General features: G+C 36.5%; 17 protein-coding genes. All 17 read right to left on the minus strand.

The window, feature by feature from the left end; translation table 11 throughout:
• Positions 1–17 precede the first annotated feature (17 nt).
• The 17 genes from tsf to fliQ all read right to left on the minus strand — a co-directional run bounded on the left by tsf (position 18) and on the right by fliQ (position 15,384).
• The gene (gene tsf / locus LT143_RS03730; RefSeq protein WP_246939856.1) at positions 18–902 is read right to left on the minus strand and encodes a translation elongation factor Ts; all 885 of its coding nucleotides are present in this window, start codon (positions 900–902) and stop codon (positions 18–20) included.
• A 145-nt stretch (positions 903–1,047) separates the two neighbouring features.
• Positions 1,048–1,755, minus strand: coding sequence for a 30S ribosomal protein S2 (rpsB, locus tag LT143_RS03735; RefSeq protein ID WP_246939859.1), 708 nt, complete (start codon positions 1,753–1,755; stop codon positions 1,048–1,050).
• Between the two features lie 155 nt (positions 1,756–1,910).
• Positions 1,911–2,450 (minus strand): hypothetical protein, encoded by a 540-nt coding sequence (locus LT143_RS03740; protein ID WP_246939862.1) that lies wholly within the window; start codon positions 2,448–2,450, stop codon positions 1,911–1,913.
• An 8-nt stretch (positions 2,451–2,458) separates the two neighbouring features.
• Positions 2,459–2,746, minus strand: coding sequence for a hypothetical protein (locus tag LT143_RS03745; RefSeq protein ID WP_246939864.1), 288 nt, complete (start codon positions 2,744–2,746; stop codon positions 2,459–2,461).
• A gap of 24 nt (positions 2,747–2,770) precedes the next feature.
• A complete protein-coding gene (locus LT143_RS03750; protein WP_246939867.1) occupies positions 2,771–3,541 on the minus strand; it encodes a FliA/WhiG family RNA polymerase sigma factor in 771 nt (256 codons plus the stop codon).
• A gap of 464 nt (positions 3,542–4,005) precedes the next feature.
• Positions 4,006–4,356, minus strand: a complete 351-nt coding sequence (locus LT143_RS03755) for a hypothetical protein (RefSeq protein WP_246939869.1) — start codon at positions 4,354–4,356, stop codon at positions 4,006–4,008.
• Complete coding sequence (locus tag LT143_RS03760; protein WP_246939872.1) at positions 4,356–4,859, minus strand: chemotaxis protein CheD; 504 nt, start codon at positions 4,857–4,859, stop codon at positions 4,356–4,358. The genes LT143_RS03755 and LT143_RS03760 overlap by 1 nt, the downstream gene beginning before the upstream one ends.
• Positions 4,846–5,490, minus strand: a complete 645-nt coding sequence (locus LT143_RS03765; RefSeq protein ID WP_246939873.1) for a chemotaxis protein CheC — start codon at positions 5,488–5,490, stop codon at positions 4,846–4,848. Before LT143_RS03765 ends, LT143_RS03760 begins: the two co-directional genes overlap by 14 nt.
• 9 nt (positions 5,491–5,499) lie before the next feature.
• Positions 5,500–5,964, minus strand: a complete 465-nt coding sequence (locus LT143_RS03770) for a chemotaxis protein CheW (protein WP_246939876.1) — start codon at positions 5,962–5,964, stop codon at positions 5,500–5,502.
• Positions 5,965–5,986: 22 nt separating this feature from the next.
• The gene (locus LT143_RS03775; protein WP_246939878.1) at positions 5,987–8,047 is read right to left on the minus strand and encodes a chemotaxis protein CheA; all 2,061 of its coding nucleotides are present in this window, start codon (positions 8,045–8,047) and stop codon (positions 5,987–5,989) included.
• Positions 8,048–8,063: 16 nt separating this feature from the next.
• Positions 8,064–9,146 (minus strand): protein-glutamate methylesterase/protein-glutamine glutaminase, encoded by a 1,083-nt coding sequence (locus LT143_RS03780; RefSeq protein WP_246939880.1) that lies wholly within the window; start codon positions 9,144–9,146, stop codon positions 8,064–8,066.
• An 11-nt stretch (positions 9,147–9,157) separates the two neighbouring features.
• Entirely contained in the window at positions 9,158–10,024 is an 867-nt protein-coding gene (locus tag LT143_RS03785) for a MinD/ParA family protein (RefSeq protein WP_246939883.1), read from the minus strand.
• Positions 10,021–11,187: a flagellar biosynthesis GTPase FlhF gene (flhF, locus tag LT143_RS03790; RefSeq protein ID WP_246939885.1), complete on the minus strand. Its 1,167-nt coding sequence runs from the start codon at positions 11,185–11,187 to the stop codon at positions 10,021–10,023. Before flhF ends, LT143_RS03785 begins: the two co-directional genes overlap by 4 nt.
• A complete protein-coding gene (flhA, locus tag LT143_RS03795; RefSeq protein WP_246939888.1) occupies positions 11,184–13,220 on the minus strand; it encodes a flagellar biosynthesis protein FlhA in 2,037 nt (678 codons plus the stop codon). Before flhA ends, flhF begins: the two co-directional genes overlap by 4 nt.
• A gap of 24 nt (positions 13,221–13,244) precedes the next feature.
• Positions 13,245–14,327: a flagellar biosynthesis protein FlhB gene (gene flhB, locus LT143_RS03800; protein ID WP_246939892.1), complete on the minus strand. Its 1,083-nt coding sequence runs from the start codon at positions 14,325–14,327 to the stop codon at positions 13,245–13,247.
• 2 nt (positions 14,328–14,329) lie between these two features.
• Positions 14,330–15,112 (minus strand): flagellar biosynthetic protein FliR, encoded by a 783-nt coding sequence (gene fliR / locus LT143_RS03805; RefSeq protein WP_246939896.1) that lies wholly within the window; start codon positions 15,110–15,112, stop codon positions 14,330–14,332.
• Between the two features lie 2 nt (positions 15,113–15,114).
• On the minus strand, positions 15,115–15,384 hold the full coding sequence (gene fliQ, locus LT143_RS03810) for a flagellar biosynthesis protein FliQ (protein WP_246939899.1): 270 nt from the start codon (positions 15,382–15,384) through the stop codon (positions 15,115–15,117).
• Position 15,385: the final 1 nt, after the last annotated feature.

Genomic DNA, 15,385 nt, shown 5'->3' on the forward strand with positions numbered 1-15,385 from the left:
GCAATATGAGCAATAGACTATTGCTTATTTACTTGGCTCATAACTTCTTCAGCGAAGTTATCTTGACGCTTTTCGATTCCTTCACCAACTTCATAGCGAACGAAGCTCTTTACTGAAGCTCCCTTGCTTTCTACGAACTTACGAACTTTTTGGTCTGGATCTTTAACAAAGCTTTGGTCAAGCAAGCAGATATCTTCAAAGAATTTACCTAGACGACCTTCAACCATTTTAGCAACGATATTTTCAGGCTTGCCTTCATTTAAAGCTTGCTGCGTTAACACTTCACGCTCACGTTGAATTTCTTCCTCAGTAACTGCACTTCTATCAACGTATTTAGGGTTTACAGCTGCGATATGCATCGCAACATCTTTTGCAACAGTCTCATCAGTTGTACCCTCAAGTACAGTTAAAACTCCAATACGACCACCCATGTGAAGATAAGCACCAAATGAGTCGTTGTCAGTTTTAGTTGCAACTGTGAAACGGCGAAGAGTTAGCTTCTCACCAATTTTTGCAATCGCACTATTAATATGCTCACCTACAGTAGCACCGTTGTCCATTGTTTGTTCAAGTGCTTCTTCAACAGAAGCTGGCTTATTCTTTAATAAGTGTGAAGATAATTCTCTTGTTAAGTTTAAGAAACCTTCGTTTTTCGCAACGAAATCTGTTTCTGAATTTACTTCTAGAATTACAGCTTCATTTCCTTGAGTTTCAATTACAGCAAGACCTTCAGCCGCAATACGGTCTGATTTTTTCGCAGCTTTAGCAATACCTTTTTCACGAAGATAGTCAATTGCTTTTTCCATATCTCCATTAGATTCAGTTAAAGCTTTCTTACAATCCATCATTCCAGCGCCTGTTTTTTCACGTAATTCTTTTACCATTTGAGCTGTTACAGCCATTGTAAAATCCTCCTTAGTCATACTTACTTTATGTAGTAAATGTGTTCTATTTTTAATATTGCCGATTATCAAGTGATTCAACCTACTGTATTTGCTTAAAAAAGGTGATAAAAGGCTTTTGTCCCCTTATCACCTTCACTTAAAATTATGCAGTAGTTGGTGCTGTTTCTTCACCTTGTTTAGCTTCAAGAATTGCATCAGCAATCTTTGCAGTTAAAAGCTTCACAGCACGAATTGCATCGTCATTTGCAGGGATTACATAATCAATTTCATCTGGGTCACAGTTAGTATCAACAATACCAACGATCGGGATGTTTAATTTATGTGCTTCAGCAACTGCAATACGTTCTTTACGTGGGTCAATGATGAATAAAGCATCTGGTAGTTGCTTCATATCTTTAATACCGCCTAAGAACTTCTCAAGACGATCTAATTCTTTCTTTAAGTTGATAACTTCTTTCTTTGGTAAAACTTCAAAAGTTCCATCTTCTTGCATCTTTTCGATGTCACGAAGGCGCTTAATACGCTTTTGAATTGTTTCAAAGTTAGTTAAAGTACCACCTAACCAACGTTGGTTAACATAGTACATACCTGAACGCTCAGCTTCTTCCTTAACAGAATCTTGAGCTTGCTTCTTTGTACCAACAAATAGCATAGTTCCACCATTTGCTCCAAGTTCTTTAACGAAGTTATAAGCTTCTTCAACTTTTTTCACAGTTTTTTGTAGGTCGATGATATAAATCCCGTTACGCTCTGTGAAAATGTACTTCTTCATTTTTGGGTTCCAACGGCGTGTTTGATGACCGAAGTGAACACCAGCTTCTAGTAATTGCTTCATAGAAATTACTGACATGTGTATTCCTCCTAATGGTTTTTATTTGCCTCCGCTCATATCATTTTCGAACAAAACTGTTACCAGCACCATTGTCCAAATCTATAAGCGTGTGTATTTAACACCAAGAGTTACTATAACATAGGAAAATGGCATAATCAAGCTTCATTTAGCAGTTATTCATTAAATTTTAGAAATAACTCGATTTCTGTCACACCTTTGCTTAACTTCTTGGCAATCTCTTCAATTGATAATCCATTTTTATGTAAGATCTTAGCTTGTTGACCTACAGGTAAAAGATTAAAAAGGCTCTCTTCTTCCTCTTTAGAAACTTTTGTTACTTTAGGTTCTTCAGTTATTTCTTCTTTTTTATATGTTGGTAATAAAGCAGACAAATCTTCATTAGTTAATTGAGTGTCAAGTGTATTAATACTAGTATAAGTGTTTTTCTTATTTTCTACCGATTTCTGGATAGGTTTAGATGGTTGTTCCTCAGATGGGTTCTGTTTTTCTTTTTTCACCTTGTTTAAGAATAGTTCATTCTCTTCTTTCATTTCAACGACATAAGCAGATAAAACATCTTCCATGTCTTTTAATAGGTTGACTTGTTTACGTTCAAGTTCCCTCGTTTGTTGTAAACGATAATACAGAAGGATGATTATAAAGAATGAGATAGCATGTAGTATGAAACTAACAATAAATAAAAAAGTATACATAAACGCTCCTAGCCACTAATATCAATTGTTTTCCCAATGTATGGGTGACGTTCTTTATGGTCGTGATTGTTTTTAACTGACTTACCTTCCTGTGAGGATTGATGTAAGTGAAGGCTTGATGGGTCATTTTTATCCTTTTTATTTACTTGTTTTCGTCTTTTTTGGTCTTGCTTTTTTGCTCCTGTTACAATTTGGTCTTGCATATGCTGACCTCTTTGCTGAAGCTGTTCTTGAATCTTCCCAAAATCTTGCGTTCGTGGAAGTGCAACTTGAAGCTCAACTAATTTTAAACTCAATTTAACCCACTCCCTTTAACAAATCTATTGATAAATGGTATCTAGGATTTTCTTCATCTTAAACAATGCTTTAGAATGTATCTGTGAAATTCTAGAGGTTGACAGGCCCATCACGTTACCAATTTCCGTTAATGTGAGCTCTTCTTTATAGAATAAACTAACAACAATTTGTTCATTATCGTTTAACTGTTCTATCACAACTGCTAATTGTTCTACTAACTCATCTTTAAGTAGTTTTTCCTCTGGAGTCGGAGTTCTTTCATCTTTAATTGTAAATTTGGCCGATTCTTGAGAATCATCTTGATCTCTCGGCCCTTCATCTATCGAAAGAACGTTAGCAAAAAAACCTTCTGTGACTGATTGCTGAACCTCATCTTCAGTTAAGCCTAATTCATCAGCAATTTCCTTTGCAGTTACCGTCCTCATATGTTTTTGTTCTAATCTTTCAATGACACCATCAATCTTCTTTGCTTTTTCACGAGAACTTCTTGGTAGCCAATCTTCTTTTCGAAGACCGTCGATAATCGCTCCTCTAATGCGAAAAGAAGCGTATGTATCAAACTTAAGATCTCGTGTTGGATCAAACTTTTCTAGAGCATCGTATAAACCCATCATTCCTAAGCTCTGTAAATCATCTTTACTAACACTTTTTGGCAGTCCTACTGCAATCCTCTGAACATGATAATTCACAAGCGGTAGATACATCCTCATTAAAGAATCCCCAGCTTGACTATCACGGGATTCAATCCACCTCTGCCAATACATCTGATCTTCGTTCGAGGAAACCTGAGTCATGCCAATCCACCCCCTAAAATAAGAAATGCTGAAGTGGCTCGTTCAGCCCTGACAAGCAAATGTTCTGAAGCGAAAAAAATGGTGGTTTTTCCATTTTATTCGCTTCAGGTTATTTGACTCGAAGGGCTAGCCACTGAAGCTAGACAATAAGAAATGCTGAAGCGCCTTGCTTAGGCCCGACAAGCAAATGTTCTGAAGAGAAGAAAATGGTGGTTTGTCCATTTTATTCTCTTCAGGTTATTTGACTCGAGGGCCTAGGCGCTGAAGCTAGACAATAAGAAATGCTGAAGCGCCTTGCTTAGGCCCGACAAGCAAATGTTCTGAAGCGAAAAAAAGGTGGTTTGTCCATTTTATTCTCTTCAGGTTATTTGACTCGAGGGCCTAGGTGCTGAAGCTAGACAACAAGACAACAAAAAATGGTGAAGCGCCTTGGTTAGGCCCGACGTAGAAATTAGAAAGCAAACTTATTTTTCCTTTTCATTCAACATTTCTCTAATATAACGAGCAGCTAATTCTGCTTCTTCATCGTTTAACAGATCTATTGAATCCTTTATATGAGTGAGATCCGCTTGTGTCTGATTAGTAACAAGATTTTTGCTTCCGGTTTTCTCCATTGTCATAGTATTACCTTTAGGGTCACTCATTATATAATGAAACATCCAGCGAAATAAATAAGCAATAATAAAAAAAGATACGAAGGAAATCAACCCACGTATCATAGACGTTAATAGACTATTGTTGGTATACGCGGAAACAAACACAATCAAAAACCCAATGAAGCCAAATATAACATTTATAAGTCCAGTTCCAGCCATTATAAAATGATAACTCCTTGATTTACTGTACGTATCATTAGTTCTTTATTTTTAGGATTAAACTCAATTGTACGACCGCTATTTCCACCAACATCTTCAGCTAATAGTTTTATGTTTAGCCGCTTCAGTTCTTCCTTAACTGCTTCCACATTTCTTGGTCCAATTCTCATCATCTCACTACCAGATGTAAATTGAAACATTTGTGCACCACCTGCAATTTTAGCCTTTAGTACGTTTGGGTTGCCACCGGCTTTTCTAATGAGTTCGACAAGAGCCTCTAATGCTGTATCTGCATACTTGGCAATATTCATCGTCCCTGTTTTTGCTAGAGTTGAATCAGGGAGCATCACGTGTGCCATTCCAGCTACTTCTTGAACGGCATCATAGATCACTACTCCAACACATGAGCCAAGACCAGATGTGCGAATAATATTAGGTGGTTGAACAATATTCATATCTGCAATGCCAACCTTTATGACAGAAGAATGCTTATTGTCCATCATCTGAAACACCCAAAGCTTTAAAAATGGTAGAAAAAGAATGAGGATCAGGCAATAAAAAGAAATGTCCTTCCACGCTTCCTTGTACCGTTTGTTCTTCTTCTTGTAAAGCTGTGTTAATTAGGATGGCATAGTCCCCAACTGTTGACAATTCCATTAACCCGAAACTAATGATAGCGCCTACCATGTCAATACTGATAGCAGGAACAGATGGATACATATTCAAATTAGTAAAATCAGAGAATGAAGATAAATAAGAGCCTGACAATATATTGCCTAATTCCTGTAATGCTGACAACGCCATCTCTGGATAGGGAGGATTGTCTAGGGAGAATGACGAGTCCTTTGTTAATTGCTGTATGAACCGGGACGCTTGTTCAATAGAAAGAATGTAAAACATGCTTCCAGGGGCATCCCCTTCAACTCTTAGAAATACACTTGCAACAACACTTTCCATGCCACCTACAATATCCATCATCTCATTAAAGGAGACAACCTTTACATCTGGGACTTTCATATCAATTTTTTTGTCAAGTAGCTTCGAGAGTGCTGTTGCTGCATGCCCTGCTCCAATATTACCGACTTCTTTTAAAATATCAATGTGAGTTTCATTAAAGTTCTTTAGAAATGACATATTTTTGCCCTAGCCTTGTAGCACTTTTAGTTCTTCGGGATTTAATACAGCATCTAACTTTAATAAGATCAGTAAGCGTCTTTCTATTTTGGCAACACCTTTAATATAATTAGCCTCTACCGCTCCCACAACTTCGGGAGGAGGCTCAACAGCTTCAACTGGTATATCGATTACATCATTTGCAGCGTCTACAATTAGGCCTACTTCCATATTCTCTAGGGAAACAATTATAACTCTTGTACTGTCCGTGTATTCCTGTTCTACAAGCCCAAAACGCGTTCTTAAATCAATAACCGGTGTAACTAATCCTCGCAGATTTATGACACCTTTAACAAATTTAGCTGTTTTCGGGACACGTGTAATATGTTGTACTTTTTCAATAGATCGAACCTGCTGAACAGGCACACCATACTCTTCATCAGCCAGTTGAAAAACAATGACTTTAACATCATTTGCGTATATCTCTTCTGTCATCTTTTAGTTCCCCCTTTCTTCCTTATTTAATTAACGCATTACAATCTACAATTAGTGCTACCTGACCATCACCTAATATAGTGGCACCTGAAATAGCGAAAACTGAAGTTAGATAGTTACCCAATGATTTCAACACAACTTCTTGTTGCCCTATGAATGTATCAACCACTAACCCTGCCATCTTGTCTCCTTTTCTAACAATAACAACAGATAGAAATTCATCGGATTGGTTCATTTGTTTGACTTCAAAGACATCCTTTAGGAATACTAGAGGCACAACCTTACCTCTAAAATCAATAACTTTTTGGTTATGAGCATTCATTATGTCTTCTTTTTTCACAATAGCTGTTTCTATAATAGAAGATATTGGTATCGCGTACTTCTCCTGCTCTAATTCCACCAACATGACAGAAATAATGGATAATGTTAATGGAAGTTGTATTGAAAACGTAGTACCTTTTCCTTCAATAGAATCAATTGAGATAGAGCCTCCAAGTGATTCTATTGTGTTTTTAACCACGTCTAATCCTACACCACGACCAGATATATCCGAAATTGTCTCTGCCGTTGAAAAACCAGAGGACATGATTAGTTCATAAACTTGTTTATCTGATAGTGTTTGTGCTGTTTGTTCTGAAACAACACCTTTACTTATAGCCTTTTTTAGTACCTTATCTCGGCTAATTCCACCACCATCATCTTCGATTTCAATGAATACGTGATTTCCACTATGATAAGCCTTTAAAACAACAGTCCCCTCTTCGTTCTTTCCTTTTTGTCTTCTCACATCTGGCATTTCAACGCCATGATCAATTGCATTTCTTAATAGGTGAACGAGCGGGTCTCCAATTTCATCAATTACGGTTCTATCCAATTCTGTCTCTGCACCTACAACAACAAGTTCTATTTTCTTTCCAAGATCTCTAGCCAGTTGGCGTACCATTCTCGGGAATCTGTTAAAGACGGTCTCAACTGGTACCATTCTCATGTTTAGTATAATGTTTTGTAAATCACCTGAGATTCTTGACATTCTTTCAACCGTTTCATTTAACTCTTGGTTATTTAAATCACTTGAAATCTGTTCTAATCGACCTCTATCAATAACTAACTCTTCAAACAGATTCATGAGGATATCAAGTCGTTCAATATTAACACGAATCGTCTTATTGCTGACGTTAGCTGCTTTTGTTTGACTTTGTTTTTTCTCTTCCGTCTCATTTATTACTTGTACATCTTGTTGGATGTATTCTGAAGGTAGGACTTCTATTTCTTCGTCCTTTTCTTGTACATTAGCATCAAGTAATGATAAATCAAGAAGGTTAACTATCACTTGATCAACTTCTGATACCTTTGACACCTTTGCCTCAATGTCCTTAGGCGTTTCTTTTGAAACAACTGTTACAGTAAAGGAGTCTTCAAATTTCTCATCTTCTAAAAGTTCAACACTTGGATTTGATTTGATAACCTCACCTAGCTGCTCTAATATTTCAAAGACCATAAAAACTCTGGCTGCTTTTAGGAGGCAGTCTTGGCGCAGAGATACTTTTACCTCGTAACCTTCAAACCCCTGTTCACGTGATTGCTGAAGCACCGTAATTTCAAATTGATCATAGTTTTCAGATAAATCTTGTCCCACATTAACATTTTTTTGATCAACAACTTTTTCCGTGTTAGATGTCGGAGAGTTCGTTGTGATTAAAGATTCACCCTTCTCAATTGCAACAAGCTTAGCTACTACTTCTTTAACGTCACGTTTTCCATCACCACCAGCTGCAATCGAATATACCATTGCTTCTAGATCATCAACAGATTGAAACACAACATCTAATAACTCAGCAGTAACTTTTATTTTGTGGTTTCTAATTCCATCAAGGACATTTTCCATTTGATGTGTTAAACTAGCTAAATCCTCATAGCCCATAGTAGCAGACATACCCTTTAGAGTATGAGCGGATCTAAAAATCTCGTTAACTATGGAGATATCTTCTGGATTTTTCTCAAGTACTAATAGATGATCATTTACTGCCTGAAGATGTTCTTTACTCTCTTCAATAAACACCTCAAGATATTGGTTCATTTCCATATGTGCATCCCCTTATTTACTTTATCATCTTCAAAATTTCTTCCGCAATTTGCTCTAGTCTAGCTACTACATCAATTTTATTTGAAGCGATAGCAGTCTTTGGCATCCCGTAGACGATACACGTTTCTTCTGATTCTGCAATACTTTTTACCTCTCCAGAATCTTTTAATCTTTTTAGACCCTCTGTACCGTCTGAACCCATGCCAGTCATGATGACTGCTACTTTAGCATAATCAGTGATATCACTAATCGAATCAAATAAAACATCTACTGCTGGTCGATGACCATTTTTAGGGGGTGTCTTTTCTAGTTTAGCTGCAAGAGACACCCCGAGTTTCACTACCTTTAAGTGATAGCCGCCTGGTGCAATATAAGCAACACCTTTTTTTAACACTTCACCATCTTCAGCTTCCTTCACGTCTATTTGACAGATGGTATGTAACCTATCTGCCAATGATTTAGTAAATCCAGGAGGCATATGCTGTACAATTACTATTGGTGCATCTGTTTCCTTAGGAAGCTTAGTTAGTACTTGTTGAAGTGCACGAGGCCCACCTGTTGATGTTCCAATACATATCAATTTTTTTGATAATGAAAACCCTTTTAATATTGAATTATTTTTCTCTATTTTACTACAATCTTCGACAATTTTGGTAGGTGTTTTTGCAATTTGAGTATGGTGACGCAGATTTCTTGCATTAACTTTCGCCGCAAGAAAAACTTTTTCAGTTATTTCATCTTTTACTTTATCAATATCAAGAGAAATCGCTCCAGAAGGTTTAGGGATAAAATCAACCGCCCCGTATTGCATGGCTAAGATTGTATTCTCTGCCCCTTCTTTTGTCGTACTCGAGAGCATAACAACAGGTACAGGATGAATCTTCATAATTTCTTTAAGAGCTTCAAGCCCATTTAGAATAGGCATTTCTACATCTAAAGTAACTACGTCTGGTTTCAGTTCTACTACTTTTTGAACGGCATCTTTGCCATTTCTTGCTACATCAATCACTTCAAATCTGTCGTCTTCCTCAAGAAAGCTTGAGATCATTTTTCTCATAAATGCAGAGTCATCCACAATTAATACTCTAACTTTGCCCACGCGATGAATTCCTACCTTTCTGAGAAGTATGTTCTGAGTTTAGTAATAAATGAAGCAGGCTTTTTCTTTTCTAAATCATTCGGCAAACCGTTTAAATAACGATCTGTTAATTCTGCTAATGAAATACTGATTTTAGACTTTGGCTCAAAAATTGAAAATGGGATTTGTCGACTTACTGCTTTATTAACAATACGGTCGTCAGGTAAGAAGCCTAATAAGGATATATCTTTAAGAAGAAACTGTTTCATAACCTGACTCAACCTTTTAAGTGTACTTACCCCATCCTCTGTACTTTGAGCTCGATTCACAACTAAGTAAAAATCTGCGTTATTTTCTTTGCTGCAAATAAATTTCATCATAGAATACGCATCTGTCATAGAGGTTGGCTCAGGAGTTGTAATAACAAAAATCTCGTGTACCGATAAGAGAAACTGAAGTGTATCCTCTGTAATTCCTGCCCCCATGTCGAACAATATATAGTCATATTGAAGTGAAAGTCGTTCCAATAAATTTAAAAGATAGTCTAACTTATCTCTATCTAGTTTAAATAAGTTGGATAATCCCGTACCACCAGAAATATAAGAAAGACCCTCTGGTCCGCTCTTAATAATATCTTGGAAGGACATATCTGGTTCAAAGATATCAATGAAACTTACCTTAGAAGAGTGACCTAAGAGGATGTCAATATTCCCCATTCCGATATCCATATCAAACAATAATACGCTATGACCTTTCTTTGATAGATTAATCGCAAAGTTTAGGGAGAAGTTTGATTTTCCAACTCCGCCTTTCCCACTTACAACAGCCATGACTTTTGCTTCTTTTTTACCCTGCATCTTTAGAAGTCTTAGACGTAAACTTTCCGCTTGATCTCTCATTCTTCATTATCTCCGAGGACTGTTTTTACGATCGTCATAGTAGACGCTTCTACAATATCATCTGGCACATTTTGACCTACAGTTATATAGGCAATTCCTTTGTCATAAGCGCTCATTAAATTTAACATTGCTCCATATTGAGACGTTTCATCTTTTTTAGTAAAAATAAGTTTTTCAATGTTAATTGTAGAGAATTGCCTATAAATCTCGTGCATATCTTTTAGCTTCGATGTGAGAGAAAGTACGAGGAATGTTTCCATTTCCTCAGAAAAATCAATAACTTCTCTCAATTCATTTACGTATTGCTGGTTTCTAAAATTACGGCCTGCCGTATCAATAAAGACTAAATCATATGAAGCAAATTTTTCTTTAGCCTTAATAAAATCTTCTATGTTATAACATACTTCTATTGGAACATTTAAAATTTTCGCATATGTCTTAAGTTGCTCAATAGCTGCAATTCTGTAGGTATCAGTTGTAATAAAAGCTACTCTCTTTTCAAACTTGAGGACACAGTTCGCAGCAATTTTTGCCAAGGTTGTTGTCTTTCCAACCCCTGTCGGTCCTATAACGTTGATATATTGCTTGTTAAAAGAGATTCCACCATGATTAAATTGATCAACAAACTGTTTAACATGATGCCTAAACCATTTAGTTATTTCTTGGTCCTCTACATTAGCATCATGCTTATACCATTGTTCCACAAGCTTATTCAGTATCTCAACTCTAATTACATCGTCAACTTCTTGATCCATTAGAATCTTTTCAAATTTCTGTAAAGCAAGGGGGTAAGATGAAGATGTTGAACCTTGTTGCGTTGACATATGTTTAATGAGTGACTTTAGTTCATCTAATTCTTGTTTCAGATCAGACTGAGAAGAATCTTTTTTAAGCGTATTTTGATCTAATTCAGTATTTACTAATGGTTTTTTTATAAGTGGTTCCTGAACTGGCCTTGGCTTTTCCTTTTGCATCGGTTCATTAGAGAAGGGAGAGGGATCGATTGCAGCAATAACCTCAATATTCTTTTTTGTAAAGAACCCAAACAGTCCCCCTGTGTGAACAACCTTAGAGTTCAAGATGACTGCATCCTTGCCAAGTTCAGCTCTTATTTTTTTCATAGCCTCTGGCATGGTAGGAGCTATATATTTTTTTACCTTCATTCTATATTCACCACCCCAACACTTTGTACCTCAACATTTGCCTCTAGTTCATTATAGGAAAGAACAGGAACATTAGGTAAATATCTTTCAATTAATTGTTTTACATACATTCTTACAGCCGGAGAGCACAGTATAATGGATTGTTGTTCTTGTAGAGAAAGTTGTTCTACTTGTGTAGCGACAGCTTGAATAATATTTTGTGAGACGGTAGGATCTAATGATAAGTAATTACCATGTTCTGTTTGTTGAACTCCCTCTGCAACAGCTTTTTCAACGCGTCCAGACAAGGTTACAACCCTTAATACGTCCCCTTCATTAACAAACTGTGACGTAATCTGACGTGCTAATGCTTGTCTAACGTATTCTGTTAGTATATCCGTATCCGTTGTCATCTTTCCAAAATCCGCTAAAGTTTCAAAGACAATTGGAAGATTACGAATGGAAACTTTCTCTCTTAACAGTTTAGCCAATACCTTTTGTATATCCCCAATTGATAATGGGTTAGGTGTTACTTCCTCTACTAAAATTGGATAGGAATCCTTAATATGATCAACTAGCTGCTTTGTTTCCTGTCTACCTAACAGCTCATGAGCATTTGTTTTTAATAACTCAGTAATATGTGTAGAAACAACCGAAGGAGGATCAACCACTGTATAGCCGAACATTTCAGCTCTTTCTTTTACATCATCTGTAATCCATTTTGCTGGTAATCCAAAAGATGGCTCAATCGTGTCAATACCTTCTACTGCATCATCATCCATACCAGGACTCATTGCTAAGTAATGATCAAGTAAAAGCTCTCCTCTTGCCACTTCATTACCCTTTATCTTTAATCGATACTCATTAGGCTGTAATTGAATGTTGTCTCGTATTCTTACAACCGGAATAACAATTCCTAATTCAATGGCTAACTGTCTTCTAATCATCACAACCCGGTCTAATAAATCTCCACCTTGATTCGTGTCAGCTAATGGAATGAGTCCGTAACCAAATTCGAATTCAATAGGGTCAACATTTAAAAGATTAACCACACTTTCGGGACTCTTCATCTCATCGGTTTCAATCATCTCTTCTAGTGCTTCAAGCTCTTGTTCATCAGGTTCTTTCACACGACCTAACATAAAACCTCCAAAAGCTAGCAGTCCAGCAATCGGAATAGTTAGAAGGTCATTTAATGGAGTAGCTACTCCAAGTAAGAAGATGGTTGCTCCAGCAACATACAGCATCTTTGGAAATGCGAAGAGCTGTGTTGTAATATCGGTTCCTAGATTCCCATCAGAAGCAGCACGAGTCACAATAATCCCGGTTGCTGTTGAGATCATAAGTGCCGGAATCTGTGAAACTAACCCGTCACCTACCGTTAAAATAACAAAGGTCTGTACAGATTCATTAATAGATAGGTCCATTTGAACCATACCTATAACAATTCCGAATAGAATATTAATGATTGTAATAATAATACCTGCAATGGCATCTCCTTTTACGAATTTACTCGCACCATCCATTGCTCCGTAAAAATCAGCTTCTCTTTGGATCTTTTCACGACGTTCTGTAGCATGTTTTTCTGAAATTAACCCAGCGTTTAAATCCGCATCAATTGCCATCTGTTTTCCTGGCATTGCATCTAGTGTAAAACGTGCTGCCACCTCAGAAACACGCTCTGAACCTTTTGTAATTACCATAAACTGAATAATAATCAAAATTAAGAATACGACAAATCCAACCAACGCATTTCCACCGATAACGAAGTTTCCAAACGTATCAACTACGTTTCCAGCTTCACCATTACTTAGAATAGAACGGGTTGTAGATACATTTAACCCTAGTCGGTACAGTGTTAAAATTAGTAATAACGAAGGAAACACTGACAATTGCAAAGGCTCTTTCATATTCATGGAAGTTAATAACACCACAAGCGCAAGTGTTATGTTTACCATGATTAAGATGTCTAGCAAAATAGGTGGTAAAGGTATGACAAGCATGATTATGATTAAAACAACACCAACTATTACTGGTAAGTCTCTTGCTGACATTTTCCAACTCTCCTTACATACGATCTACACCTTTTGCTTGAGACGATAGATATAAGCCAGAATTTCGGCAACTGCTTTGAAGAACTCTTCCGGTACAGCATCTCCGATTTCTGTTTGCTCATAAAGAGCTCTAGCAAGCGGCCTGTTCTCAATCGTCGGAATCTCATGATTTTCTGCGATGGAACGAATTTTCAACGCAATATAATCAACTCCGCTTGCTACGACATACGGTGCATCCATTTTTGTTTCATCATATTTTAAAGCAATTGCATAGTGAGTAGGATTCGTAATGATTACATCTGCTTTAGGTACTTCTTGCATCATTCGTTGCATCGCCATCTCACGCTGTTTTTGCTTAATTTTCGACTTTATTTGAGGATCACCCTCAACATTTTTATACTCATCTTTAATATCTTGCTTCGACATTCTAATATTCTTTTCGAAGTCGAATTTTTGATAGATATAGTCAAAAACAGATAAAAATAATAGCATAATTGTTGCAGCAAAACCCATTTTTAACACGAGCATAGATAAGAATACTAACGCTTCTTCAATACTCACTTGAGACAAACGCATGATTCCATCCCAATCAAACCAAAGAACAGTAAATGTAACTAAGCCTACAAATGTAATTTTTAATGAAGATTTTAATAATTCCACAAGTGCTCTCATGGAAAAAATGTTTTTTGCACCTTTTATCGGGTCTAGTTTTTCAAGTTTAAACTTAATGGCTTCAGGTGCGAATAAAAAACCAATTTGCATATAGGTAGCCATTACTCCACCTATCAAGGCGACAAGCATGACTGGAAGGATAATGAACGCAATCTCAGGCAATAAAGTAAACAATAAACTAAATGTAGTTTCTTCCGATAATTCTAGTAGCATGAAATCTTCAAATGTCTTTCTGAACAAATTAAGCATCCGTTCAAGCATCATTCCACCACTAAACCAAAAAAAAAGGAACACAAATAGGAGAAGGATGGCTGCATTTACATCCTGACTTTTCGCTACCTGCCCCTTTTTTCTTGATTCCTGACGTTTCTTAGGAGTCGCTTTTTCTGTTTTTTCACCAGCAAAGAATTGGAGATCTAGCGTAAATCGATACAACGTTATGCTCCTCCCCCGATTAAATGCATGAGTTCCCGCATTGCATATTGAGCTTGTTCAAAAAGGTTTCCAACTAACATAATGAAAATTGACATCATTACAATTAACATGATAAGGCTAACAATAATCTTTAATGGAATACCAACTACAAATATATTTAACTGTGGTACTGTCCGAGCAACTATTCCAAGTGCAACATCCACTAAGAACATTGACCCTACTAAAGGCAAGGACATTTGAAAGGCAATGATAAACATGGAGTTAAATGTTTGAATTAGATGATTTAACATTCCTTCACTACCAAAAGGAATCCATAATTGATCAATTGGTACGGCCTGATAACTATAAAAAATACCGTCTATTAATAAATGATGCCCATTAACACTTAAAAGAAAAAGAAGTGATATTATGTATAAGAATTGACCCATAAGAGGGGACTGGGCACCGGTCTGTGGATCAACCACATTAGCAATAGCAAATCCCATTTGAAAGTCAATAAAGCCACCTGCAATCTGAATAGCAGACAATAATATGAAAGCTGTTAGCCCTATTAAGATCCCAACAAGAAGTTCTTTAATAATTAACAATATATAGAACTCATCAAATTGAAGAGTTTGAGGGATTTCTATCGTATAGTACATGATAAAAGATAAAAAGACAGCAAGACCTATTTTATGAGTATTGGGAATCGTTCGATATGAAAAAATCGGTACCGTAATAAAAAAACCACTTAATCTTACTAATATTAGTAAGAAAGCTGACATTCTTATAACAAATTCATCCATAGCTAGCCCACATACTTATGAAGATTGTTTAATATATCATAGGTAAAGCTAATCATTCTTGACAGCATCCAAGGTCCAAAGAAAATGATTCCTATAAAAACAGCAACAATCTTTGGAATAAAGGCTAAGGTTTGCTCTTGAATCTGAGTTGTTGCTTGAAAAATACTAACTAACAATCCGATTCCTAGTGCTAATAGCAGTAGAGGTCCACTTATCATTAATACGGTATAGATAGCTTGTTCCGCCAAAGAAATAACAAATTCAGAACTCAAA

Source organism: Bacillus pinisoli (assembly GCF_023036475.1).
GTDB classification, from domain to species: domain Bacteria; phylum Bacillota; class Bacilli; order Bacillales; family SA4; genus Bacillus_BS; species Bacillus_BS pinisoli.